25 protein-coding genes are annotated in these 21,280 nt (G+C 69.8%); 17 read left to right on the top strand and 8 right to left on the bottom strand.

The window, feature by feature from the left end; all coding sequences use genetic code 11:
* The first annotated feature begins 26 nt into the window (after positions 1 to 26).
* Positions 27 to 1,442: a MocR-like transcription factor YczR gene (gene yczR / locus FNH05_RS05885; protein WP_246127556.1), complete on the top strand. Its 1,416-nt coding sequence runs from the start codon at positions 27 to 29 to the stop codon at positions 1,440 to 1,442.
* Between the two features lie 368 nt (positions 1,443 to 1,810).
* On the opposite strand, the gene FNH05_RS05880 is transcribed toward yczR, so the two are convergent.
* Positions 1,811 to 2,665: a hypothetical protein gene (locus FNH05_RS05880; protein WP_144586245.1), complete on the bottom strand. Its 855-nt coding sequence runs from the start codon at positions 2,663 to 2,665 to the stop codon at positions 1,811 to 1,813.
* Positions 2,666 to 3,028: 363 nt separating this feature from the next.
* Between FNH05_RS05880 and FNH05_RS05875 the strand changes: the two genes are divergently transcribed.
* Positions 3,029 to 3,592, top strand: a complete 564-nt coding sequence (locus tag FNH05_RS05875) for an RNA polymerase sigma factor (protein ID WP_144586244.1) — start codon at positions 3,029 to 3,031, stop codon at positions 3,590 to 3,592.
* On the opposite strand, the gene FNH05_RS05870 is transcribed toward FNH05_RS05875, so the two are convergent.
* On the bottom strand, positions 3,593 to 4,768 hold the full coding sequence (locus FNH05_RS05870) for a pyridoxal phosphate-dependent aminotransferase (protein ID WP_144586243.1): 1,176 nt from the start codon (positions 4,766 to 4,768) through the stop codon (positions 3,593 to 3,595). It abuts the gene before it with no gap.
* 29 nt (positions 4,769 to 4,797) lie between these two features.
* Here FNH05_RS05870 and FNH05_RS05865 point away from each other — a divergent pair, with 29 nt between their 5' ends.
* Entirely contained in the window at positions 4,798 to 6,084 is a 1,287-nt protein-coding gene (locus FNH05_RS05865) for a DUF445 domain-containing protein (protein ID WP_144586242.1), read from the top strand.
* Positions 6,085 to 6,160: 76 nt separating this feature from the next.
* On the opposite strand, the gene FNH05_RS05860 is transcribed toward FNH05_RS05865, so the two are convergent.
* The gene (locus tag FNH05_RS05860) at positions 6,161 to 6,676 is read right to left on the bottom strand and encodes a CGNR zinc finger domain-containing protein (RefSeq protein WP_144586241.1); all 516 of its coding nucleotides are present in this window, start codon (positions 6,674 to 6,676) and stop codon (positions 6,161 to 6,163) included.
* Between the two features lie 83 nt (positions 6,677 to 6,759).
* On the opposite strand from FNH05_RS05860, the gene FNH05_RS05855 reads away from it, so the two are divergent.
* The 10 genes from FNH05_RS05855 to FNH05_RS05810 all read left to right on the top strand — a co-directional run bounded on the left by FNH05_RS05855 (position 6,760) and on the right by FNH05_RS05810 (position 13,867).
* The gene (locus FNH05_RS05855; RefSeq protein WP_144586240.1) at positions 6,760 to 7,128 is read left to right on the top strand and encodes a VOC family protein; all 369 of its coding nucleotides are present in this window, start codon (positions 6,760 to 6,762) and stop codon (positions 7,126 to 7,128) included.
* A gap of 72 nt (positions 7,129 to 7,200) precedes the next feature.
* On the top strand, positions 7,201 to 7,725 hold the full coding sequence (locus FNH05_RS05850; protein ID WP_144586239.1) for a PadR family transcriptional regulator: 525 nt from the start codon (positions 7,201 to 7,203) through the stop codon (positions 7,723 to 7,725).
* Positions 7,722 to 8,396, top strand: coding sequence for an ABC transporter ATP-binding protein (locus tag FNH05_RS05845; RefSeq protein ID WP_144586238.1), 675 nt, complete (start codon positions 7,722 to 7,724; stop codon positions 8,394 to 8,396). The genes FNH05_RS05850 and FNH05_RS05845 overlap by 4 nt, the downstream gene beginning before the upstream one ends.
* A complete protein-coding gene (locus FNH05_RS05840; RefSeq protein ID WP_144586237.1) occupies positions 8,393 to 10,633 on the top strand; it encodes an FtsX-like permease family protein in 2,241 nt (746 codons plus the stop codon). Before FNH05_RS05845 ends, FNH05_RS05840 begins: the two co-directional genes overlap by 4 nt.
* Positions 10,630 to 10,965: a TFIIB-type zinc ribbon-containing protein gene (locus FNH05_RS05835; RefSeq protein WP_144586236.1), complete on the top strand. Its 336-nt coding sequence runs from the start codon at positions 10,630 to 10,632 to the stop codon at positions 10,963 to 10,965. Before FNH05_RS05840 ends, FNH05_RS05835 begins: the two co-directional genes overlap by 4 nt.
* Before the next feature lie 13 nt (positions 10,966 to 10,978).
* Positions 10,979 to 11,611 (top strand): AAA family ATPase, encoded by a 633-nt coding sequence (locus tag FNH05_RS05830; protein ID WP_144586235.1) that lies wholly within the window; start codon positions 10,979 to 10,981, stop codon positions 11,609 to 11,611.
* Between the two features lie 153 nt (positions 11,612 to 11,764).
* Positions 11,765 to 12,208 (top strand): helix-turn-helix domain-containing protein, encoded by a 444-nt coding sequence (locus FNH05_RS05825; protein ID WP_144586234.1) that lies wholly within the window; start codon positions 11,765 to 11,767, stop codon positions 12,206 to 12,208.
* Positions 12,180 to 12,857 (top strand): hypothetical protein, encoded by a 678-nt coding sequence (locus tag FNH05_RS05820; protein ID WP_144586233.1) that lies wholly within the window; start codon positions 12,180 to 12,182, stop codon positions 12,855 to 12,857. The genes FNH05_RS05825 and FNH05_RS05820 overlap by 29 nt, the downstream gene beginning before the upstream one ends.
* A gap of 109 nt (positions 12,858 to 12,966) precedes the next feature.
* Positions 12,967 to 13,266, top strand: a complete 300-nt coding sequence (locus FNH05_RS05815; protein ID WP_144586232.1) for a DUF2516 family protein — start codon at positions 12,967 to 12,969, stop codon at positions 13,264 to 13,266.
* 49 nt (positions 13,267 to 13,315) lie between these two features.
* Positions 13,316 to 13,867 (top strand): YbaK/EbsC family protein, encoded by a 552-nt coding sequence (locus FNH05_RS05810; protein ID WP_144586231.1) that lies wholly within the window; start codon positions 13,316 to 13,318, stop codon positions 13,865 to 13,867.
* Positions 13,868 to 13,874: 7 nt separating this feature from the next.
* Here the strand turns inward: FNH05_RS05810 and FNH05_RS05805 are convergent, their stop codons facing one another.
* Both FNH05_RS05805 and FNH05_RS05800 read right to left on the bottom strand, forming a co-directional pair.
* Positions 13,875 to 14,597 (bottom strand): ABC transporter permease, encoded by a 723-nt coding sequence (locus FNH05_RS05805; RefSeq protein ID WP_144586230.1) that lies wholly within the window; start codon positions 14,595 to 14,597, stop codon positions 13,875 to 13,877.
* Complete coding sequence (locus FNH05_RS05800; RefSeq protein WP_144586257.1) at positions 14,594 to 15,286, bottom strand: ABC transporter permease; 693 nt, start codon at positions 15,284 to 15,286, stop codon at positions 14,594 to 14,596. The genes FNH05_RS05805 and FNH05_RS05800 overlap by 4 nt, the downstream gene beginning before the upstream one ends.
* 113 nt (positions 15,287 to 15,399) lie before the next feature.
* On the opposite strand from FNH05_RS05800, the gene FNH05_RS05795 reads away from it, so the two are divergent.
* The 3 genes from FNH05_RS05795 to FNH05_RS05785 all read left to right on the top strand — a co-directional run bounded on the left by FNH05_RS05795 (position 15,400) and on the right by FNH05_RS05785 (position 17,921).
* The gene (locus FNH05_RS05795; RefSeq protein WP_144586229.1) at positions 15,400 to 16,311 is read left to right on the top strand and encodes an ABC transporter substrate-binding protein; all 912 of its coding nucleotides are present in this window, start codon (positions 15,400 to 15,402) and stop codon (positions 16,309 to 16,311) included.
* Between the two features lie 46 nt (positions 16,312 to 16,357).
* The gene (locus FNH05_RS05790) at positions 16,358 to 16,792 is read left to right on the top strand and encodes an SRPBCC family protein (RefSeq protein WP_144586228.1); all 435 of its coding nucleotides are present in this window, start codon (positions 16,358 to 16,360) and stop codon (positions 16,790 to 16,792) included.
* 118 nt (positions 16,793 to 16,910) lie between these two features.
* A complete protein-coding gene (locus FNH05_RS05785; RefSeq protein ID WP_246127554.1) occupies positions 16,911 to 17,921 on the top strand; it encodes an NADP-dependent oxidoreductase in 1,011 nt (336 codons plus the stop codon).
* Positions 17,922 to 17,987: 66 nt separating this feature from the next.
* Here FNH05_RS05785 and FNH05_RS05780 read toward each other — a convergent pair whose 3' ends face one another.
* A complete protein-coding gene (locus tag FNH05_RS05780) occupies positions 17,988 to 19,025 on the bottom strand; it encodes a phosphatidylinositol-specific phospholipase C domain-containing protein (RefSeq protein WP_144586226.1) in 1,038 nt (345 codons plus the stop codon).
* A gap of 150 nt (positions 19,026 to 19,175) precedes the next feature.
* Here FNH05_RS05780 and FNH05_RS05775 point away from each other — a divergent pair, with 150 nt between their 5' ends.
* Positions 19,176 to 19,973, top strand: a complete 798-nt coding sequence (locus FNH05_RS05775; RefSeq protein ID WP_425458416.1) for a hypothetical protein — start codon at positions 19,176 to 19,178, stop codon at positions 19,971 to 19,973.
* A 7-nt stretch (positions 19,974 to 19,980) separates the two neighbouring features.
* Here the strand turns inward: FNH05_RS05775 and purU are convergent, their stop codons facing one another.
* Together purU and FNH05_RS05765 are read right to left on the bottom strand one after the other, a co-directional pair.
* Positions 19,981 to 20,841, bottom strand: coding sequence for a formyltetrahydrofolate deformylase (gene purU, locus FNH05_RS05770; protein WP_144586225.1), 861 nt, complete (start codon positions 20,839 to 20,841; stop codon positions 19,981 to 19,983).
* Between the two features lie 23 nt (positions 20,842 to 20,864).
* The coding region (locus FNH05_RS05765) for a mycothiol maleylpyruvate isomerase (RefSeq protein ID WP_144586224.1) at positions 20,865 to 21,280 on the bottom strand (416 nt) is incomplete at its 5' end.

Here is a 21,280-nt window from a genome sequence, read left to right as displayed (position 1 = left end):
AGGGCCAATATGCAAGTATTGGACTGGTGAACCCCCAGGTTGTCCTCGGTGGACGCATCTCCGGCGGCAGATTGGCCACCTTGCTGGGCTCCTGGCGACACGGTGGTCGCCAGGGTGCCGTCGATCTCGCCACCGCTATCGAACTTCAGGTGGCCGACGGCCACCTCCCGGTCGGCACCCGGCTGCCCGCGGAACGCGAACTCGCCGAGGCACTGGGCGTCAGCCGCACCCTGATCGGCACCGCGCTGGACCGCCTGCGTGAGCTCGGCGTCGTGTCGAGCCGCCGGGGTGCCGGTTCGTGGATCACTTCGCCTGGCCGCCCCGGCCCCGACCCCGGGCCGTCCTCGCCGGGCCTGATCGATTTCTCGCGGGCCGCGCCCTATGCGCCGCCGGGCCTGGTCCGCGCGGTCGACGCCGCGCGCGAACGGCTGCCCGCCGAACTGGGCGGGATCGGCTACCTCGAACGGGGCCTCCTCGTCCTGCGCGAGCGGATTGCCCAGCGCTACACCGAGCGGGGCCTGCCCACCACGCCCGACCAGATCATGATCACCAACGGCGCGCACCACGCCTTCGTGCTCGTGCTGCGCATGCTCACCGCGCCGGGGGACCGCGTCCTGGTCGAACAGCCGACGTACCCGAATGCGCTCGAAGCCGTCCGCGCGGCCCACGCCCTCCCGGTCCCGGTTGCGCTCGGTGACGACGGCTGGGATTTCGAGGGTATCGAGGCGGCCTTGCGCCAGGCCGGGCCGCGACTGGCCTACCTCATCGTCGACTTCCACAACCCCACCGGTCTCCGTCTGGACGACGAAGGACGCGAACGCCTCGCCACCGTGCTGTCGCGGTCGCGGACGCCGGTGGTGATCGACGAGACGCTCGCGGAACTGGATCTGGCGGAAACCGTGGCACCACGGCCGTTTTCCGCGGGCGACTTCTCGATTCTCGTGGGCACCTCCTCGAAATCGCACTGGGGCGGCCTGCGCATCGGCTGGCTCAGGGCAGCGGAAGACGTGCTGGCGCGGCTTTCTTCGGCCCGATACGGTCTCGATCTCGGCTCGCCCGTGTTCGAACAACTCGTGCTGGCCGAACTGCTCGCCGATCCGGAAGCCCTGCGCCTGCGGCGGGAAGAGGTCCGGCGGCAGCGCGACGTACTGGCCCGCGCCGTGCCCCAACACTGTCCACAATGGTCGTTCCGGCTGCCGGACGGCGGACTTTCCCTGTGGTGCAGGCTTCCCGAACCGATCAGTACGCGATTGGCGATCGCCGCGGCCAGTCACGGTGTGCACATCGCACCCGGTTCCCGCTTCGCGGCCCATGGTGGTTTGGAGCGCTGGCTCAGGGTGCCGTTCTCGCAGCCGCCCGATCGCATCGAGGAGGGGATGCAGCGACTTGCGGCCGCCGCGGCGTCCGTGCACGGGGTGGCCGCCGGGCTGCCGGTCACGTGAGAGCGGCCGGTGCGCTGGATGAGGTCCGCCACTCCAGGGAGTAAGTGCAACGGTTCTGGTCATCCAGCGCACCGGCCGCGCCGCTCGGGGTGCCGGCACCGCCCCTCGACGTGCCGGCTGCCCCGCGGCCAGGCGCGCGCCGGGGGCCGGTGCCCTGCTCGGCGCGGTGAGCAGGGCACCAACGGCGCGTGCCCGATGCGGTTCCGGCACCACCGGGGCTGCCTTGGTGCCGGAACCGGAACCCGAACGGCCAGGCGCGGTCGGCCGGACGGGAAGTCTGGTCAGGGCTCACGGATGCGGGAAACGCGAGGCGTCCCACGAAGTTGATCTTGATTTGGGCGCGGGTGTCCTGAAGAACGAGGCCGGAGTCAGTCGGGCGATGTGGTGGGCAGCGCCGCGTCGCGCCCGCCGCCCGCCCGGGCCGCCAGTGAGGTGAGCCCGAGGCCCCGCGGCTGAGGCGTGCCAGCCTGGGCGCACAGGGTCGCCAGCGGGTGCTTACCGGTGTTGCCGTTGTCGGCCGCCGAGGCGACACTGCAGAACTGGTTTCCCGGCAGAGACGGGCCCGGGGCGGGAGCGCCGCCTTGGGCGCCCGCCGACTGGGCGGGCCCCGCCGCCTGCGGCGTGCCTGTCCGGTGTGGATGTCCGGACCTGGCGGGTTGCTGCGGGGAGAGCGCCTTCTTGACCGCGGCGGGCGCGGTGGCGTCCCGCACCGCGGCCGGTGCCGTCTGCACGGGCGGAGTCGCAGGTTCGGCGGCCGATACCGCCCTGCGGGTTCCCGTGACCGGTGTCGCCGTGACCGGGGCCTTCCCCGGCGGGGGAGCGAGGATCGTGGTGATCGGTGCGGTCACCGCGCCCACGACGCCGGCGGTGCCGGTCACCGTCGTGGTCACCGTGGTGGTCACCGTGGTGGTCACGGTGCCGGTCAGTGTCGTCACGGTGCCGCCGACCTGGCCGACGGTGTCGACCACCGTGCCCAGCGTCGTGGTGAGCGTGGTGCCGAGGAAGCCGAGCAACTCCGTGCCCGCCTGGGTACCGGAGGAAACGGCCTGCCCGCTCGGCGCGTCGATGCCGGCCACGGTGACCGGCTCGTCCGCCGAGGCCCGGCCTGCGCCCAGCAGAACCAGCGCGAGCCAGCAGCCCACCACCAATCCCGCCACGAGCAGCAGCCTGGCGGGCAGGGACAGGCCGCGGTCCGCGGGGTACGCGGTATCCGCGTGCCTCACCGCCGCCACCATCATCCCCACTCCCGGCCTATCTAGGCGCGTCTCGGATCGCTCTCGCCGACGTTTCCACTGACCAGGTCGGCGCCGGCAAAAGCTGGCCCCCTTTTTAGCATTGCTGGGGAGTGTTTCATCTCGGGAGCCGCCGATCCACCCCGGACGGCGGAAAAGCCCCACCTGCTTGCGTGCACCCGCCCTGGCATTCATCACTCTGCGTATCACATTTTGCAGAGCGAAATCTGCATCACCGGTGAGTATGACTACTCAACTGCGTCCTTGTCCCCGTTTTCCGGGATCCCGTGTGCGGACGGTCGCGTCCGAACGGGTGTCAAGTTTCCGATGGGGGAAAGGTGGGGAGGTTCGTTCATGGCCGACGCCGACTTCGGCGCGCTGCTCACCCGCGCCTTCGCCGGGGACCAGGCCGCCTGGCGTGCCCTCGTCCACGGCCTGTCCGCGCTCATCCTGGCCATCGCCCGGTCCTACCGGCTGGGTGACGCCGACGCTTCCGACGTCTGCCAACGGACCTGGCTCGCGCTGGCGCAGCTGCCGTCCGGCCTGCGCGATCCGGCGCGGCTGCCCGCCTGGCTGGCCACCACCGCCCGCCGCCAGGCCCTGCGCGTGCTGAAGAACCGCGATCGGGAAGTCCCCACCGGCGGCGGAGAGACTGCCGACGCCATGCCTTCGCCCCTGCCGTCCCCCGAACTCTCGGTGCTCAGCTCGGAACGCGATCGCGTGCTGTGGCAGGCCGTGGACCGCCTCCCGCCACAGCACCGGCGGCTGATCCGGCTGCTCGCCACCCGCCCGTCGCTCACCCACGCCGAACTCGCGGCGGAACTGGGCATCCCGCCCGGCAGCGTCGGGCCCCTGCGCCGCCGGGCGCTCGACCGGCTCCGCCGCGCACTGACCGTCCAGGGGTACGACCACGCCTGATCAGGCCAGTTTTCGCAGCCGTTCGATGGCCTCGTCGAGCACCTCGTCGCGCTTGCAGAAGGCGAAGCGCAGCAGGTGGCGCCACTGCTCGGGATGGTCGGTGAACACGCTGACCGGCACCGCGACCACCCCGATCCGCTCGGGCAGCTGCCAGGCGAGCTGGGCCGCGTCGGTGAAGCCGAGCGGACGGACGTCGGCGCAGACGAAGTAGGTGCCCAGGCTGGGATGCACGGTGAACCCGGCCTCGGTGAGCCCGGCGCCGAGGCGGTCCCGCTTGGCGGCCAGCGAATCCCGAAGGCCGTCGACCCAGGCCAGTTCGTGGTCCAGCGCGTAGGCGACCGCGGGCTGCAGCGGGCCGCCGGAGACGAAGGTCATGAACTGTTTGGCGGCCTTGACCGCGGCCACCAGTTCCGGGGTCGAGCACACCCAGCCGATCTTCCAGCCGGTGCAGTTGAACGTCTTTCCCGCGCTCGACACCGCGACCGTGCGCGAACGCATCCCGGGAAAGGTCGCCAGCGGCCGGTGTTCGGCGCCGTCGAACACCAGGTGCTCGTACACCTCGTCGGTGATCGCGATCAGGTCGTGGCGCACGCACAGCTCCGCGATCGCCGACAGCTCGGCGGTGTCGAACACGGTGCCGGTCGGATTGTGCGGCGAGTTGATCAGGATCGCCCGCGTGGCGGGCCCGACCGCGGCCCGCAGCGCGTCGACGTCCAGGAAGAAACGGCCGTGTCCGCCCGCGCGGCCGGGGGCCAGCGGCACCACGCGCCGGGTCGCGCCCGCCATCGCGACGGCCGCCGCGTAGGAGTCGTAGTAGGGCTCGATGACGATCACCTCGTCGCCGGGCTCGGTCAGCGCGAGAAGAGCCGCGGTGATCGCTTCGGTGGCGCCTGCCGTCACCAGGATCTCCGTGTCCGGGTCGTAGTCGAGCCCGTAGCGCGCGCGATGCCGCGCGACGGCCTCGCGCAACTCCGGGATGCCCGGTCCCGGCGGGTACTGGTTCGCCCCGCCGTACAGGGCGTCCTTCGCCGCCGCCAGCATGCCCTCGGGGCCGTCCGTGTCGGGAAATCCCTGGCCGAGATTGATGGATCCGGTGCGGACGGCCAGTGCCGTCATCTCCGCGAAGATGGTCGAGGTGAACGGCCGCAGGCGGGGGACGAGAGCTGGTACGCGCATAATCCCCGATCCTCACGGACAATGGCCCTGTGGAGCAACAGACCCTGGCCCAGCTCACCACCGCCGCTCCTGCCGCCCAGGAAGCCAAGCGGCGCGGGCTGCGCAAGATGAAACTGGTCGCACTGTCCTTCCTGCTGGGCGCGACCCTGGTCTTCGCGCTGACCAGCTGGGCGCAGGCGGCGGGCTGGCCGGGCTGGGTCGGATACGTGCGGGCCGCCGCCGAGGCGGGCATGGTCGGCGCGCTGGCCGACTGGTTCGCGGTCACCGCGCTGTTCCGCCGTCCCCTGGGGCTGCCGATTCCGCACACCGCGATCATCCCCACCAAGAAGGACATGCTCGGGGACAGCCTGGGCGAGTTCGTGGGCACCAACTTCCTGTCCGAGCAGATCGTGCGGGACAAGCTGCGCCGGGCCGAGATCGGCCGCAGGCTGGGGGACTGGCTGGTCCAGCCGGACAACGCCGAGCGGGTGACCTCGGAGCTGTCGAGCCTGATCCGCGGCGCGATCACCGTGCTGAAGGACGAGGACGTGCAGGCGGTGCTGGAGCAGGCGATCGTCCGGCGCCTGGTCGCCCAGCCGTGGGGGCCGCCGCTCGGGAAGCTGCTGGAGCAGGTCTTCGCGGACGGAGCGCACTACAAGCTGGTGGATCTGATGTGCGACCGTTCGTACGAATGGGTCCGGGACAACCACGCGACGGTGCTCCGCGTGGTTTCCGAGCGCGCCCCGAGCTGGTCTCCGCGGTTCGTCGACTCGATGCTCGCCGACAAGGTCTACGGCGAGGTGCTGTCGTTCGCGTGGGCGGTCAAGACCGACGTCAACCACCCGATGCGCCTGGCGCTGGACAAGTTCCTCGCCGAGTTCGCGCAGGACCTGCAGAAGGATCCCGACACGATGGCCCGGGCCGAGCAGGTCAAGCAGCAGATCCTCGACCACCCGGACGTGCAGAAGCTGATCGGCTCGGCGTGGTCCACCGCGAAGGGCATGCTCCTGTCCGCCGCCGAGGACCCGTCGAGCGAGCTGCGACGCCGCGTCCACGACGGCCTTTGCTCGCTGGGTGAGCGGCTCCGCTCGGATCGTGGCCTGCGGGCCAAGGTGGACGGCTGGGTGGAAGGCGCGGCGGCCCACCTGGTGACGAACTACTCCCGCGAGATCCTCACCGTCATCACGGACACCGTGGCCCGGTGGGACGCGGAGGAGACCTCCCGCAAGATCGAACTCCAGGTCGGGCGGGACCTGCAGTTCATCCGCATCAACGGCACCGTCGTCGGCGCGCTCGCGGGACTGCTCATCTACACGGTGGCGCAGCTGCTCTTCTGACCCCGCGCCGGCTCATACAGGGCCCCCCAGAGCCCACACAGCCCACACAGCCCACTCTGTGGGAGTCATCCCCAAGTTATCCACAAGATAAGGGGTTATCCACAGGTTCGATGTGGGTAACTCGCTCGGGTGTTCCCCTCTCGCGCCAAGCGCGGGCCTTCTCACGGTTCCCGCACACCCGCATGGAGCACCAGGTGCGGGAGCGGTTGCGGGAGCGGTCGTAGAACGCCCAGAGGCAATCGTCCGCCGGGCAGATCTTGATCCGGGCCCATTCGCCCAGGATCGCAAGCCGGGTGGCGGCGGCGAGAACAGCTCCCACCGCGCTCGACGCGGCCAGTCGCGGTCCCTTCCCGTCGAGCTCCACGGTGAGCGGGTGAGAGAGCGGAACCTGCTCCGCCGTGGGATCTCCGACCGCCGCGCGCAGCGCCTCCCGTGTCGTGCGCGCAACGGCCAGCGCGTCCGGCGCGAGGCCCCGCTGGGCCACCCACCGTTGCCACGTCGCCCGTGCGGACAGCACGTCGCTGCCCTTCTCGACGTCCACGGTGTTGAGGAAGTCCACGACGAACGCGGCGTCCGCGGCGGGGTCGTTCACCTAACCAGTGTAGGGCGAATACCGGTTGCGACCGATGTGCGTAACCGTCATAGTCAGTTCGTAGGTTACGAAAGGAGCGTCCGATGAGTGCGGTACCGACCTTCGGCTGTGTCGTGCTGGACTGTCCCGACCCCGGTGAACTGGCGAGGTTCTACGCGGCCCTGCTCGAGTGGCCGGAGCCGGTCGAGCATTGGGACGGGCACTGGGTCACCGTGACCGGCCCGCAGGGGGTGAAGATCGCGTTCCAGCGGGTCGAGGGCTACCGGCCGCCGGAATGGCCGGGGCAGGCGGTGCCGCAGCAGTTCCACCTCGACCTCGACGTGGCGGACCTGGACGCGGGGCAGGAGCGCGCTCTCACGCTGGGAAGCAAGCTGCTGGACGACTCGCACGAGACCTTCCGCGTGTACGCCGATCCGGCCGGGCATCCGTTCTGCCTGTGCGTCTGTGACTGAATCACCCCTGCTCGTGAGCTATACACAGAGTGTATAGACGACTTCTATACACTCTGTGTATAGTCTGTGAGTATGTCCATCGCACACACACTTCTCGGCCTGCTGGAAAACGGGCCACGTCATGGGTACGAACTGAAGCGTGCCTACGACGAGCGCTTCGCGCTGGAGCGGCCCCTGCACTACGGGCAGGTTTACGCCACGCTCGCGCGGCTGCTCCGCAACGGGCTGGTCACCGAGGTCGGCACCGAACCCGGCAGCGGGCCCGAGCGCAAGAGCTACGCCATCACCAACGCCGGGGTGACCGACGTCGAAAAATGGCTGACCACGCCCGAAAAGCCCGAGCTCTACCTGCAGAACACGCTCTACACCAAGGTGGTGCTCGCGCTCCTGTCCCGGCGGAGTGCCGAGGAGGTGCTCGACACCCAGCGAGCGGCTCATCTGAAGACGATGCGCGAGCTCACCCAGCGCAAAGGCGCGGGTGACCTGGCCGACGCGCTGATCTGCGATCACGCCTTGTTCCACCTGGAGGCCGATCTGCGGTGGCTCGAACTCACCGCGGCCCGGCTTGCCGAGCTCGCCAGGGAGGTCGGCGCGTGACCGCCCTGCTCACGGCCTCCGGGCTGCACAAGTCCTTCGGAGCCACGCAGGCGCTGCTCGGGGCGAGTTTCGAGATCGCCCCTGGCGAGGTCGTCGCGGTGATGGGCCCGTCCGGATCCGGAAAGTCGACGCTGCTGCACTGTCTGGCGGGGATCGTCCGGCCGGACCAGGGTTCGGTCACCTATGACGGCACCGACCTCCACGGCATCTCCGACGCCGAGCGCACCACACTGCGGCGTACGGAGTTCGGCTTCGTCTTCCAGTTCGGGCAGTTGGTGCCGGAGCTCAGCTGCCTGGAGAACGTCGCGCTGCCCCTCCGGCTGGGGGGCCTGCGGCGCAAGCAGGCCGAGGAGCGGGCACGGGAATCCATGGCCCGGCTGGAGGTCGCGGACCTGGCCGCTCAGCGGCCGGGGGAGGTGTCGGGCGGTCAGGGGCAACGGGTGGCGATCGCCAGAGCCCTCGTCACCGGGCCGAAGGTGGTCTTCGCGGACGAGCCGACCGGCGCACTCGACTCGCTGAACGGGGAGCGGGTGATGCGGATGCTGGTCGAAGTGGCGAAGGAGCGGGGCACGGCCGTCGTGCTGGTCACGCACGAGGCCAGGGTCGCGGCCTACTCCAGCCGGGAAGTGGTGGTCCGCGACGGCAGGACCCGTAAGGCGGTCGTCGCGTGAACCTCATCCAGGATCTCCTGCTGGGGGCCAGGCTGGCCACCGGGAACGGTCGGACGCTCAAGCCTTCGCTGCTGCGTCTCGCACTGTCCACCGCCGGGATCGGGCTGGCCACGACCATGCTCTTCTTGCTGGTCACCGCCGCTTCGGCGATCGCCGAGCGGGGCGCACGGATCGACGCTCGTGAAACGGTCGAAGCGGGAGCGGCCGAGGGTTCGGGCGCGGCGCTCTACCTGATCGAACAGCCCGCAGGCGATGCCATCACCGTCCGCTACGTGGAGCCCGCCGGTCCCGGCGCGCCGGTCCCGCCCGGGCTGTCCGCCCTCCCGGCGACCGGCGAGATGGTCCTTTCCCCCGCACTGGCGGGCAGGCTGGCCGGGGACCGCGGTCTTGCCGCCCGGTTCCCGTATCGCCTGGCGGGCACGGTCGGTCCTGCCGGACTCGCCGGTCCGGACGAACTCTGGGCCTACGTGGGCACCACCGGCCTGCGGGATTCACCGCACGCGGAACGGGTCACCCGATTCGGCGGGAACGCCATCCAGGCGGTGCCGCCCCAACTGGCGATGCTGGGTGCGATCGCCGTGCTGGCGCTGCTCGTGCCGATGCTCGTCTTCGTCGCGAGCGCGAGCCGGATCGCGGGGGCGGAGCGGGACCGTAGGTTGTCCGCGCTCCGGCTGGCCGGCGCGGCCGCGACGCAGGTCCGGCGGATCGCCACCGGGGAATCGCTCGTCGGTGCGGTCGCCGGAGTCGTGCTCGGCACACTGCTGTTCCTGGTCGTCCGGCCGTTCGCCGCCGGGGCCAGGCTCGCCGGGATTTCGGTGTTCCCGCAGGACTTCGTTCCCGGCTGGGCGCTGGCTCTGTGCGTTGTCGTGGTCATACCGGCGATCACGGTCGCCTCCGCCTGGTTCGGCCTACGCGGCCTGATCGTCGAGCCGCTGTCCGTGATGCGCCGGGCGCGGCCGCCGCGCCGCCGTCTGTGGTGGCGGCTGTTGGTCGTGATGCTCGGTGTGGCGATGCTGGTGCCCGACAAGCTGTTCGGTGTCGCGAACCGGCCCGCCGACGTGCTGCCGTTCATCCTCGGCGGCACGGTCCTGCTCCTGATCGGCATCCCGACATTGCTCCCCTGGGTGACCGAGCACGTCGTCGGCCGGATCCGTGGTGGCTTCCCGGCCTGGCAGCTGGCAGTGCGCAGGCTGCAACTGGACAGCGGTACCCCGAGCCGGGTCGTCGGCGGGATCGCAGTGGTGCTGGCCTCCATCATCTCGCTGCACACCCTGCTCGGTTCGGTGGACGAGCACGCACGCGCGGCCGACGCTCGCGACCGGGATCCGACCACGGTCACGGTGGGGATGGAAGCCTCTGCCCTGGACCAGGCTGCGGGTCTTCTCCAAGGCGTGCGCGGAGTCCGGAGCGTCGACCCCCAGCAGTGGGTGTACCTGCGCGGGAAAACCGCGGAGACCTTGCTGGTGGCGTCCTGCTCCTACCTGAGAGCGCGTTTCCAGGTGGGCGAGTGCTCGGACGGTGACGCGTACGCCCTCTCTGCCGGGCTCACGCCCGGCACGACGTTGCGGGTGGACGGCAGCGGCACCCGGTTCGTCGTGCCGACCGGTACCCGGCCACTGCAACCGCTGCCCGGCGAGAAGACGTGGATTGGTCTCCTGGCGACGCCCGGCGCCGTGCGGGGCGCCGATTTGCCCACCGACCACCTCACGCTGGAACTCCGGCTTGATCCCGCGGTTCCGGGTGCACTCGCCGGGGTCCGGCAGGCGATTTCCGTGCTGGGCTGGCAAGCGTCGGTGAGCACGCTGCTCGACTTCGGCGGACTGTCGGAGGAAGGTTTCGTAGCGGCCCTGCGGGACCTGCTCTACGTCGGCGCGATCTTCACCCTGCTGCTGGCAGGGGGCAACCTGCTGCTGATGGTCACCGGGCAGTTGACCGAGCGGAGGCGGCCGCTGGCCGCGATGAACGCCGCCGGGGTGCCCCTCGGGGTGCTCGAGCGTTCCCTGCTGTGGCAGAACGCGCTGCCGGTGGTGTTCGGGGTGCTGCTGGCGGTCGGGGCCGGTGTCGGCCTGGCCGCGCTCATGCTCCGGCTAATGGCTCAGGGGGCGCCCTTCCTGGTGGACGGCATCTTCGTGCTGGTCGTCGGGGTGGTGGCCGTGCTGCTCGTGCTCGGGGTGACCGCCGCGAGCCTGCCCGTGCTCAGGTCCGCGACCAAGCTGGAGGCGCTGCGCGCCGAATGACGCGTAGTCTGGGCCGCGTGATTTGTCCGAAGTGTCAGAATGTCATGCGGACCGTCAGCAAGAACGGCATCCACATCGAGCAGTGCGAAGGCTGCCGGGGGATCTTCCTGGACCGTGGGGAGCTTGAGCAGATCGTGGGCGCGGAGAGCGCTTACTACGGCGGCCCGGCGCCGCAGTACCGACCGGAGCCCCACCACGATTCACCCCGCCCGTACCGCGGTGGGTACCAGGACTCGCCCCGGCCCTACCGTGGCGGCGGGTACTACGCGGACTCGCCGCGCCCCTACAAGGGGCACCGCAAGCGCAGCTTCCTGGAAGACCTGTTCGACTAGGAACGCCTTCCTCATGCTCGATCCGCGGATCTGCCCCGACTGCGGGGACCTTGCCCGTGTTCCTCTCGTCGAAGGCGAGATCAGGCGGTGCGGGCGATGCGGCCACCGCTGGCCGTTCCACCGGCTCCCGCTCTACGCCCTGACCGGCCCGAGCGGGGCCGGCAAGTCGACGGTCGGTTCCCGTCTGGTGTCCCGGCTCGCCGGCGAGGTGGTCGTGCTCGAACAGGACGTGCTGTGGACCGCGGGCCTGCGGGACGACGTGGACGGGCATCCCGCGTTCCGCGCCACCTGGCTGCGGATGGCCGCGATGATCCACCAGAACGGCGTTCCCGTGCTGCTCTGCGGCACGGTGGTACCGCCGGAGTTCGAGCGGCTGCCCGAGCGGGCGTTGTTTTCCGAGATCCGCTACCTGGCCTTGGTGGCGGAGCCGGAGGCGCTGGCGGAGCGGTTGCGTGGGCGTCCCGCCTGGCGAGGGTGGGACGAGGCCCGCATCGTGGAGACGCTCGCCTTCAACGACTGGCTACGCCGTGACGCGGCCGCGCTGGACCCGCCGGTCAGCCTCTTCGACACCACCGGCGCCTCGCTGGACGCCTCCGTCGAACGGGTGGTCACCTGGGTCCGTCGCGGCGGCCAGGTGCGCTCCTGACGGTTCCTCGCGACCGTGATCCCCGACGCTGCGGCGCCGTTCATCCTTTCACCGGGTGACGGACGGCAAGTTTCCCCCGATGGGTGCAAGCAATGCGCTTGCAGCAGCTAGCAGCGCGGGGTAGATTGGAGCTGTCGCGAGGAGATGAGCCACATGACGACAGAGGGAAACCTCAACGGCTCGCCGGCGGGGCCGAGGAACAAGGTTGGTCACATCGCTTCCGACATCGGCGAGTACATCCGGCAGCAACGCAACAACGCGAAGATCTCGTTGCGGCAGCTGTCGAAGCTCGCCGGAGTGTCCAATCCGTACTTGAGTCAGATCGAGCGAGGAGTCCGCAAGCCCAGCGCGGAGATTCTGCAGCAGATCGCGAAGGGCTTGCGGATTTCCGCGGAAGCGTTGTACGTGCAGGCCGGAATTCTCGATCTCCCCACCGGTGGACCGGTGACCGACGCGATCCGGGCGGCGACGGAACTGACCGAGCGGCAAAAACAGATCCTGCTCGATGTTTACGAGTCCTTCCGTCGCGAGAACCAGACAACAGAACTTCCGAAGGAGAGTGAGCCTCATGGCGAACAAGGGGAACGACAGGACTGAGGACGTCCGCAAGGCGGTGAACACGGCCGTGGAGCAGCTGCGCACTCCGCTGCTCGCCGCGCTCGGTGCCGGGAACCTGGCCAGCCAGGCCGTCGTGGACGCGGTCGCGAAGGCCAAGGAGCGGGTGAGCGAGGGCGGCGAAGCCGCGCGCAGGAACGTCGAAGAGTTGCCGTCCGAGGTGACCACCCTGCGGGAGAAGCTGGATCCCGCCGAGCTGCGCAAGCTCATCGACGACTACACCGAGGCCGCGCTGAAGCTGTACAACAAGCTCGCGGACACCGGTGAGCAGGCGCTGGACAAGTTCCTGGCCGAACCGCGGGTGAAGAGCGTCCTCGAACAGGTCGAAGAGGTGCTGCAAACGGCCCAGGACCGGGTCGGCGAGGTGAGTGCCGAGGCCCGCGAGCGGGTCGAGGGCATGCTCGGCATGGTGGCCAAGCGCACCAGGGCCGGCGGCGAGAAGGTCGCCGAGACCGCCGAAAAGACCGCCCACAAGGTGGCCGACAAGGTCGAGGAGGCGGAGAAGCCCGCCGCGCCGAAGCCCGCCGCCAAGACCACCCCGGCACGTCGTGCGGCGAGCACCACGCGCCGGACCTCGGCCACGACCAAGAAGCCCTCGACCGGGTCGGGCGGCGCCAAGACCACGAAGTGACCGTGATCCGGACGGTCCGTTTGGTGCGAAGTGTGCCGAACGGACCGTTCGTGGCATTCTGGATCGCGGTGGACACCTTGGTCGGACTGAAGGGACGTAGGCTGGAGCCGTGTCGCTAATCGCGCTGTGGGTCATGCAGATCATCAGCTGGGTCGGGGCGCTCGCCGGCCTCGGCGCCTTCATCCACGCCCTGCTGCAGCGCTCCGACGCGTTCACGGCCGCCGACCGGAAGACGAAACCGATCTGGCTGCTGATCACCGGCGTGAGCACGGTGGTGATGGGGTTGTTCCCCTACAACGGTGGTGCCGGTGGCCTGCTCTGGCTCGCCGGGCTCGTGGCCGCACTGGTGTACCTGGTCGATGTCCGGCCGAAGCTGATCGAGGTGCAACGCGGCGGCAACAACTGGTGAGGCCGCACCGCCACGCGAAACTCTCCGAGCCTGCCCTTAGCCTCGGCTCATGAGGAACTGGACCATCGCGGGCATCCTGTCGGTCGAACCCGCGGCGAAGCGGACGGAACTTCTTGCCGAGCCGGTCGCGAAGGCGCTGGCCGCGCTGGGCGATCCGGAGGCCGGTGTCGTCGAGATCGATCCCGAACTGGCCGACACGGCCGCCTTCTGCGCGGCTTACTCGTCCCCCATGTCCGCGTCCGCCAACTGTGTCGTGGTGGCGGGCAAGCGGGCCGGTGAGGTTCGCTACGCGGCCGCGCTGGTGCTGGCGACCACCCGCGCCGACGTCAACGGCGTGATCAAGCGCAGGCTGGACGTCCGCAAGGCTTCCTTCGCCGCCATGGACGAGGCCGTGGAACTCACCGGCATGGCCTACGGCGGGATCACTCCGGTGGGGCTGCCCGCCGCCTGGCCGATCCTGGTCGACCAGGCCGTCGCGGACTCGCCCGAACTGGTGATCGGCAGCGGGATCCGGGGCAGCAAGCTGCTGGTGACCGGCGCACTGCTGGCCGGGCTGCCCGGGGCCGAGGTCATCGAGGGGCTGGCCAAGCCCGTCGCCTGACGGCGTTTCAGGCCACCTGCGGCCGGGCCGTCGTGCCCAGCGTCAGCCCTTTCGGCACCGCGAGCCGGGTGATCAGGCTGAACAGGCCCTCACAGAGCAGCGCGAGCACGATCACGGCGATTCCGCCGGCGAGGATCTCCCCGTATCCGGCGACCCCCTGGGCGAAACCGTCCACGATGTAGCGACCGAGGCCGCCACCGTCGTTCACGATCGCCCCGATCGCGACGGTGGCGACCAGTTGCAGGAAGGCGACCCGCGCGCCGGCGAGGATCACCGGTGAAGCCAGGGGGAGTTCCATCCGGAGCATGATCTGCGTTTCGGTGTGGCCGGTGCCGCGTGCCGCGTCCACCGCGCCGGCGTCGACGGTCAGCACGCCGGCGTAGGTGTTGGTGAACAGCGGCGGCAGGGCCAGCGCGACCAGCGCCACCAGCAGCGGCCAGAACGAGGTGTTCAGTCCCCACCGGCTGGCCAGGTACCAGCACAGGATGATCAGGCCGAAGCTCGGGATGGCGCGGCCGATGTTCATCACACTGGAGGCGAGGAACGCGCCGCGCCGGTGGTGTGCGAGCCACAGTGCGGGCGGGATGGTCAGCACACCCGCGACGAGCAGCCCGAGCGCGGAGAAGCCCAGGTGTTCCAGTGTCCGGTAGGGGATTCCGGCGGGGTCCGTCCAGCTCCACCGGTTCGGCTGGCCCAGCCAGGCCCACGCCTGCGCGAAGATGTCGCTCATGCCACCGCCTTGCCGGTCTTGCGGGCCCACGGGGCCAGCGCTCGTTCCGACAGCCAGAGCAGCAGGTCGACCAGCACGGCGAGGGCGATGGACAGCCCGATCCCGACGATGATGGGCGTTGAGTTGGGGGTGGTGGTCTGGATGCCCTGGCGGATGAAGAAGCCGAGACCGCCCATGCCGAGCATCGAGGTGACGGTGACCAGTCCGATGGTGGTCACCGCGGCGACGCGCAGTCCGGCGATGATCACCGGCAGTGCCAGGGGCAGTTCGACGCGCAGCAGCAGCCTGCCGCGAGTGAACCCCATGCCGAGCGCGGCCTCGCGGACGTCGGCGGGCACCTGCTGGATCCCGGTGACCACGTTGCGCAGCAGGATCAGCAGCGTGTAGGTGGCGAGCGGGATGACCGCCGTGGCGAAGGTGAGGCCGAAGAACGGCACCAGCAGGGCGAACGCGCCCAGGCTGGGGATCACGTAGAGCGCCCCGGCGCCGGCCAGTGCCACCGGGTAGAACCAGCGCCATCGCAGGGAGAGCACGGCCAGGCCGACGGACACGACCAGGCCGATGCCGAGCGCGGCGGCGGTGAGCCAGAGATGCTCGCCGAGGCGTTGGAGGATGTGGTCGGCGTTGCGTTCCACCCAGCGCCATTCGAACAGCGGCCGCTCGGCGTCGGCCAGCACGTAGTCGCGCACCCGCTGAGCATAGGTGTCCACGGCCGGGAACCGGCCGTTGTTTTCTCACCATGTGGTTTGTGTCGGTGGTCGTCGCTAGGGTCGGGTCGTTGTCGATCTGGAGGGGTGAAGTGATGCGCTGGACACGAACCATGAAGGCGGGCGTGCTGCTGGGGGCGGCCGTGCTCGGCCTGACCGCGTGTGGGGGCGGTGAAAAGCAGGCAGCCCCGAGCAAGGGCGGGGCGCCCATCGTGGTGGCTTCGTTCAACTTCACCGACAGCCAGATCCTTGGCGAGTTGTACGCACAGGCGCTGGAGGCCAAGGGCTATCCGGTCCAGCGCAAGCCCAACATCGGCTCCCGCGAGCTGGTCTACCCCTCGCTGAAATCGGGTGAGCTGCAGTTCATCCCCGAGTACCAGGGGGCTGCGATCAGCAGCGGTTTCAACCAGTCCGCCCCGAAGGACGCCGACTCCGAGCACGCGAAGCTCGCCGAACTGCTCGCACCCTACGGCGTGCAGTTGCTGAACTACGCTCCGGCGGAGAACAAGAACACCTACATCGTCAAGGCGGACGTGGCCAAGGCGCAGGGCCTGACCAAGATCAGCGACCTGAAGAAGCTGGACAAGGTGGTGCTCGGCGGGCCCCCCGAATGCGAGACCCGTGCCAACTGCTTCGTCGGTTTCCGCGACACCTACCACCTGAACGTGACGTTCCAGAGCATCCAGGAGGCGGGCCCGCGTCTCGCGCAGTTGAAGTCCGGCGCCGTCACCGTCATCCCGGTCGACTCGGTGAGCCCGCCCACCGCGGATCCCGCCTTCACCGTCCTGCAGGACGACCTGGGAATCGTGGCGACGGAGAACATCGTGCCCGCGGTGGTCAAGAAGGTGCTCGACGAGCGGGGCGAGGACTTCAAGGCCACGGTGAACGCGGTGAGCGCCAAGCTCACCACCGCGGAACTGCGTGACCTGAACAAGCGGGTCGACGCCGACGGGGACACGGCCGCCGACGTGGCGAAGGACTGGCTCACCAAGCAGGGCCTCGCCTGATTACTAGAGTCGGGGTGAGAGACCACGACTTCGGGGAGAGACAGACATGGCAAAGGTGACGGCCGTCGCGGAACGGACGATCGCGGCTCCGGTGGAGAAGGTGCGGGCGCTCGTCGCGGACTACGCCGACACCCGCCCCAGGATCCTGACCGAGCAGTACCGCGACTACCAGGTGGTCGAGGGGGGCACGGGCGCAGGCACGAAGGCTCGCTGGAAGCTGCAGGCCACCTCGAAGCGGGTACGGGACGTGGCGGCCACCGTGACCGAGCCGGAGCCGGGCACCCTGGTGGAGACCGACGCGAACTCGAGCATGGTCACCACCTGGACGGTGCGTCCGGCGGGTGACCGCAGCCTGGTGCGCATCGAGACCACCTGGCAGGGTGCGAGCGGGATCGGAGGTTTCTTCGAGAAGACCTTCGCGCCCGGCGGGCTCAAGCGGATCTACGACGGGGTGCTCGCCAAGCTCGACGAACTCGTCTGAAACCGGATGTGTGTCCGGACACAAACCGGAATCATCGCCCCGCTTTTGTGGGTTGATGTGCGGTGGAAGGCGGCCCGGTTCCAAGGCCGCCCGCGACGATGACGTTGGGAGTTCGACGGTGAGCACATCGACCAAGGTGACCGAGGTTCGGCTGGCGTCCCGGCCGGTGGGCAGGCCGACACTGGACGACTTCTCCATCGCGGAGGTCGAGGTGCCCGGCCCCGGTCCCGGCGAGATCCTGGTCCGCAACGTGGAGATGAGTGTCGACCCGTACATGCGCGGCCGGATGAGCGCCGCGAAGTCCTACATCGCCCCCTTCGAGGTGGGCAAGGTGATGGACGGTGGTGCGGTCGGCGTGGTACTCGAGTCCACCGTGGACGGTTTCGAGCCCGGTGACCACGTACTGCACGGCTTCGGCTGGCGGTCCCATGCCGTGCTTCCGGCGAAGAAGGCGCACAAGGTGGACCCGGAGGCCGCGCCGCTCGGCGCCTACCTCGGCGTGCTGGGGATGCCCGGCCTGACCGCCTACTCGGGGCTGTTCCGGGTGGCCGAGTTCAAGGAGGGGGACACCGTCTTCGTGTCCGGTGCGGCCGGAGCCGTCGGTTCCGTGGTCGGCCAGCTCGCGAAGCTCCGCGGCGCCAAGCGGGTCATCGGCAGCGCCGGTTCCGCGGAGAAGGTGCGGCACCTCCTGGACGATCTCGGCTTCGACGCCGCCTTCAACTACAAGGACGGTCCCGTCGCCGAGCAGCTCAAGGCGGCCGCGCCCGAGGGCATCGACGTGTACTTCGACAACGTCGGTGGTGAGCACCTCGAGGCGGCCATCGCCTCGGCCAACGTGCACGCGCGTTTCACCATCTGCGGGATGATCTCGGTCTACAACGCCACCGAGCCGCCCGCCGCGCCGCGGAACCTGGCGCAGGTGATCGGCAAGCGCCTGACCATCAAGGGCCACCTGGTCGGCGACCACTACGACCTGCAGTCCCAGTTCCTCGCCGAGGTGGCGCCGCTGGTCAAGCAGGGCAGGCTGCGGTACGAGGAGACCGTGGTGGAGGGCCTCGAGAACGCCCCGCAGGCGTTCATCGACCTGCTCGACGGTGGGAACACGGGCAAGATGCTCGTCCGCCTCTGAACCGCTCCGGACGCCGGGGAGCCGCACCCCTTGGGAAAGGCGGATGCGGCTCCCCTGGTGTGCCGGTCAGGCGGCGGCCGCCGTGCCCCGAGGGAGCACCAGCGGCAGCACGGTGGTCAGTGTGCGCCAGTCCGCGCTGACGACACTGGCGTGATGGGCGGCGAGCAAGGTCACGCGATCCGTGGCCTGCGGGACCGTCGGGTTGGTGCCGTCGATGGCCGGTGACACGTTCTGCGCGTCGGTCATGATCAGGAAGTAGTGGTTGGTGTCGTACCACGACGTGTCGATACCGCCGTCGACGTAGGCGGAGGCGTCGCCGTCGAAGAACACGAACCACGGCCGGATCGAGGAGTCGTACTGCGTTCTGGGGTCGCCGGAGCGGGCGCCGAGGACGCTGGCGAAGGCGGTCGCGTTGCCGAGGGTGCCCGCCGCCTTCAGGTTCTTCAGGTAGGTCGCGTACTCGATGTCCGTGTGCAGGGTGTCGGTCGGGTTGTTGAGCTCGAAGGTGCCGGGGATGACTTCGAGGATCATCTTCCCGGCGAGCGCGTTGCGTGACGGCCAGGCGTTCGCCCGCGCGGCATCGTCCAAAGTGGAGTAGGAGCCGATCAGGTCGCCGGGCCCGAACAGGGCGTCACCCGCGTGCGCCCTGACGTAGGCGTCGAATTCGTCCGGTCCCATGCCGTCGCGGTCGTCGAACCCGGCCTTGAGTTCGATCTTGACCACGATCGGTCCCGCACCCGGATGGGCGGCGAGCCACCAGCGGATGTCGGCGAGGCAGGCGCCGAAGTCCTGGTTGCGGTCACCGGTGTAGAGATTCGAACCGCTCGCCGCCGCGACGCAGTTGTTGTCGTTGCCGAGCGGATTGCTGTGGCTGACCTGCCAGTGCTTGGTGAAGATGTTGTCCCACACGTCGAGTTCGACCATCGATGCGCCGGAGTCGAGAGACTGGGCGAGATAGGTGTAGGCGTCCTTGGTGTAGGTGTTGTGCACGCCGACGGTCGTGGCCTCGGACAGTCTGAGCGTGCCGGTTTCGGCGGCGGTCGCCGGTGGGGCGGCGAGCAGGATCGTGGCCAGCAGGAGCGGGAGTAAGCGGGCGAACCTCATCGGGTCTCCTTCCGTCCGGATCACCCTGACCGACCCACTTAACCAGAAAATGATTCACATCTGGCGGAAAAGTGTACGGCGGGAGGCGCAGGAACGGGAGTCGATCCGCGGCGGACGAATTCTTCCGCCGAATGGCCGAAACTTCCCGGCATGACAACGCTTCCGAAGGCAAGGAGAACGGGAGGCGCGGCCGTCGGCGCCCTGCGCGGGGCGTGGCGCCGCAGCCGCCCGATGGACCGGGTCGCCTACCGGGCCGGGGCCCTGCTGTTCGGCAGTGGCCTGGTCCACCTGGTCGTGCTGGTCGCCTCGGGCACCTCGTGGGAAGGACCGTTGTCCTACCGCAAGGCGATGACCTTCGGCCTGTCGTTCGGGCTGACCGTGGCGACCCTGACCTGGGCGACCTCGTTCCTCCGGATGTCCGCACGCCTCCGGAGCGTGCTGCTCGGCGCGTTCACCGCGGTCAGCGTGGTCGAAGTGGCGCTGGTGACCCTGCAGGTCTGGCGAGGGGTGCCCTCACACTTCAACTTCGAGACCGGCTTCGACACCGCGGTGTCGATGACACTCGCGATGGGGGGCGCGGTGATCATCGCGACCGTGCTGGCGTTCACCGGCGCCGCGCTGCGCCCCGCCGCCGGGTTGTCCGCCAGCATGATCTTCGCCCTGCGGTTCGGCCTGGTCGTGCTGCTGGGCGCACTGGCGGTGGGCGCCCTCATGATCGCCCACGGGGTGGGCCTGGCGCGCGGCGGCGATCCGCAGCTCGCCTACACCACGGCGGGCACGCTGAAACCCGTGCACGCGGTGACCATGCACGCGATCCTGGTCGTGCCCGCCCTGGCCTGGCTGCTGCGGTTCACCGCCTGGCCGGAACGGCGCCGCACCCTCGTCGTCCGCCTGGTGTCCGCGGGTTACGTCCTCGTGATCGCCGCGGTGTGGCTGGTCTTCGGCTGAGTCCGGCTCAGAAGACCACGGTGCGGTTGCCGTGCACGAGAACACGCCGCTCGAGGTGCCAGCGAAGGCCGCGCGCGAGGGTGATCTTCTCGATGTCCCGGCCCTTGCGCACCAGGTCCGGCACCGCGTCGCTGTGGTCCACGCGGATCACGTCCTGCTCGACGATGGGCCCGGCGTCGAGGTTGGCGGTGACGTAGTGGCAGGTGGCGCCGATCAGCTTGACGCCCCGCCGGTGGGCCTGGTGGTACGGGCGGGCACCGACGAACGACGGGAGGAAGCTGTGGTGGATGTTGAGCGCCCGTCCCTGCCAGGCCTCGCACAGCTCCGGCGGCAGGATCTGCATGAACCGGGCCAGCACGATGGCGTGCGGATCGTGCTCGTCCACGAGCTTGCGGACCTCGGCGAACGCCGCGGCCTTGTCGCCAGGGGGGAAGGGCACGTGGTGGAAGGGAATGCCGTGGGCGCGCGTGATCCCGGCGAGGGTGTCGTGGTTGCCGATGACGGCGCTGACGTCCACCTCCAGCTCGCCGGAGGCGACCCGCCCGAGCAGGTCGTAGAGGCAGTGCCCTTCCTTCGACACCAGGATGACCATGCGCCGCCGGGCCCCGGTGTCCTCCACCCGCCAGTTCGATTCGGCGGACAGGGACCGGGCGACCTCGGCGAACCGGGCTCGCAACTCCTCCACGTCGAAGGACAGCGAGTCGGCACGCACCTCCTGCCGGGTGAAGAACCAGCCGGTGTCCGGGTCGGTGTGATAGGCGGCCTCCACGATCCACCCGCCCGCGTCCGCGAGGAACGAGGAGATGCGGGCGACGATGCCGGTGCGGTCGGGGCAGCCGAAGGTGATCACATAACGTCGTTCGGACACGCCCTCATCTTCCTCGCCCGGTTTCACGGGCCCGCGAGCGGCTCCAGTAGCTGGGCGTTTCCGGTGACGACGGCGTGGCTCGGCCGGCGCCAGACCCGGCGGTAGACCGCGTCCGCGGTGCCGGCGATCGTGGTGTCGGCGTCGAGCCCGCCGCCGTGTTCGAGCCGCGGGGGTTCGCCGGGAACCACCCGTACCGTCCAGGTTTGTCCGGCGTCGGCGGCGTGCAGCACGACCGTGCCAGTGACCGTGCCCTCGCGCCAGCGGCCGGCGGTGGGCAGGACCCGGGTGATCAGCTCGTCGATCCCGTCGGCGGCGAAACCGGGGTCGAAGACGAGCGAGGGCACGGCCGAGGCGTCGGCACTGCCGGCGAGCGCGTGCTCGGCGTTCAGCCGGTGGATCGCCGCCTCGTGGGCCTGCCGCCGAGCCCAGGAGCCCGCCG

Origin of the sequence: Amycolatopsis rhizosphaerae (genome assembly GCF_007713715.1) — a bacterium.
Taxonomy (GTDB): Bacteria; Actinomycetota; Actinomycetes; order Mycobacteriales; family Pseudonocardiaceae; genus Amycolatopsis_E; species Amycolatopsis_E rhizosphaerae.
This window is presented reverse-complemented; position numbering and strand designations above follow the sequence as displayed.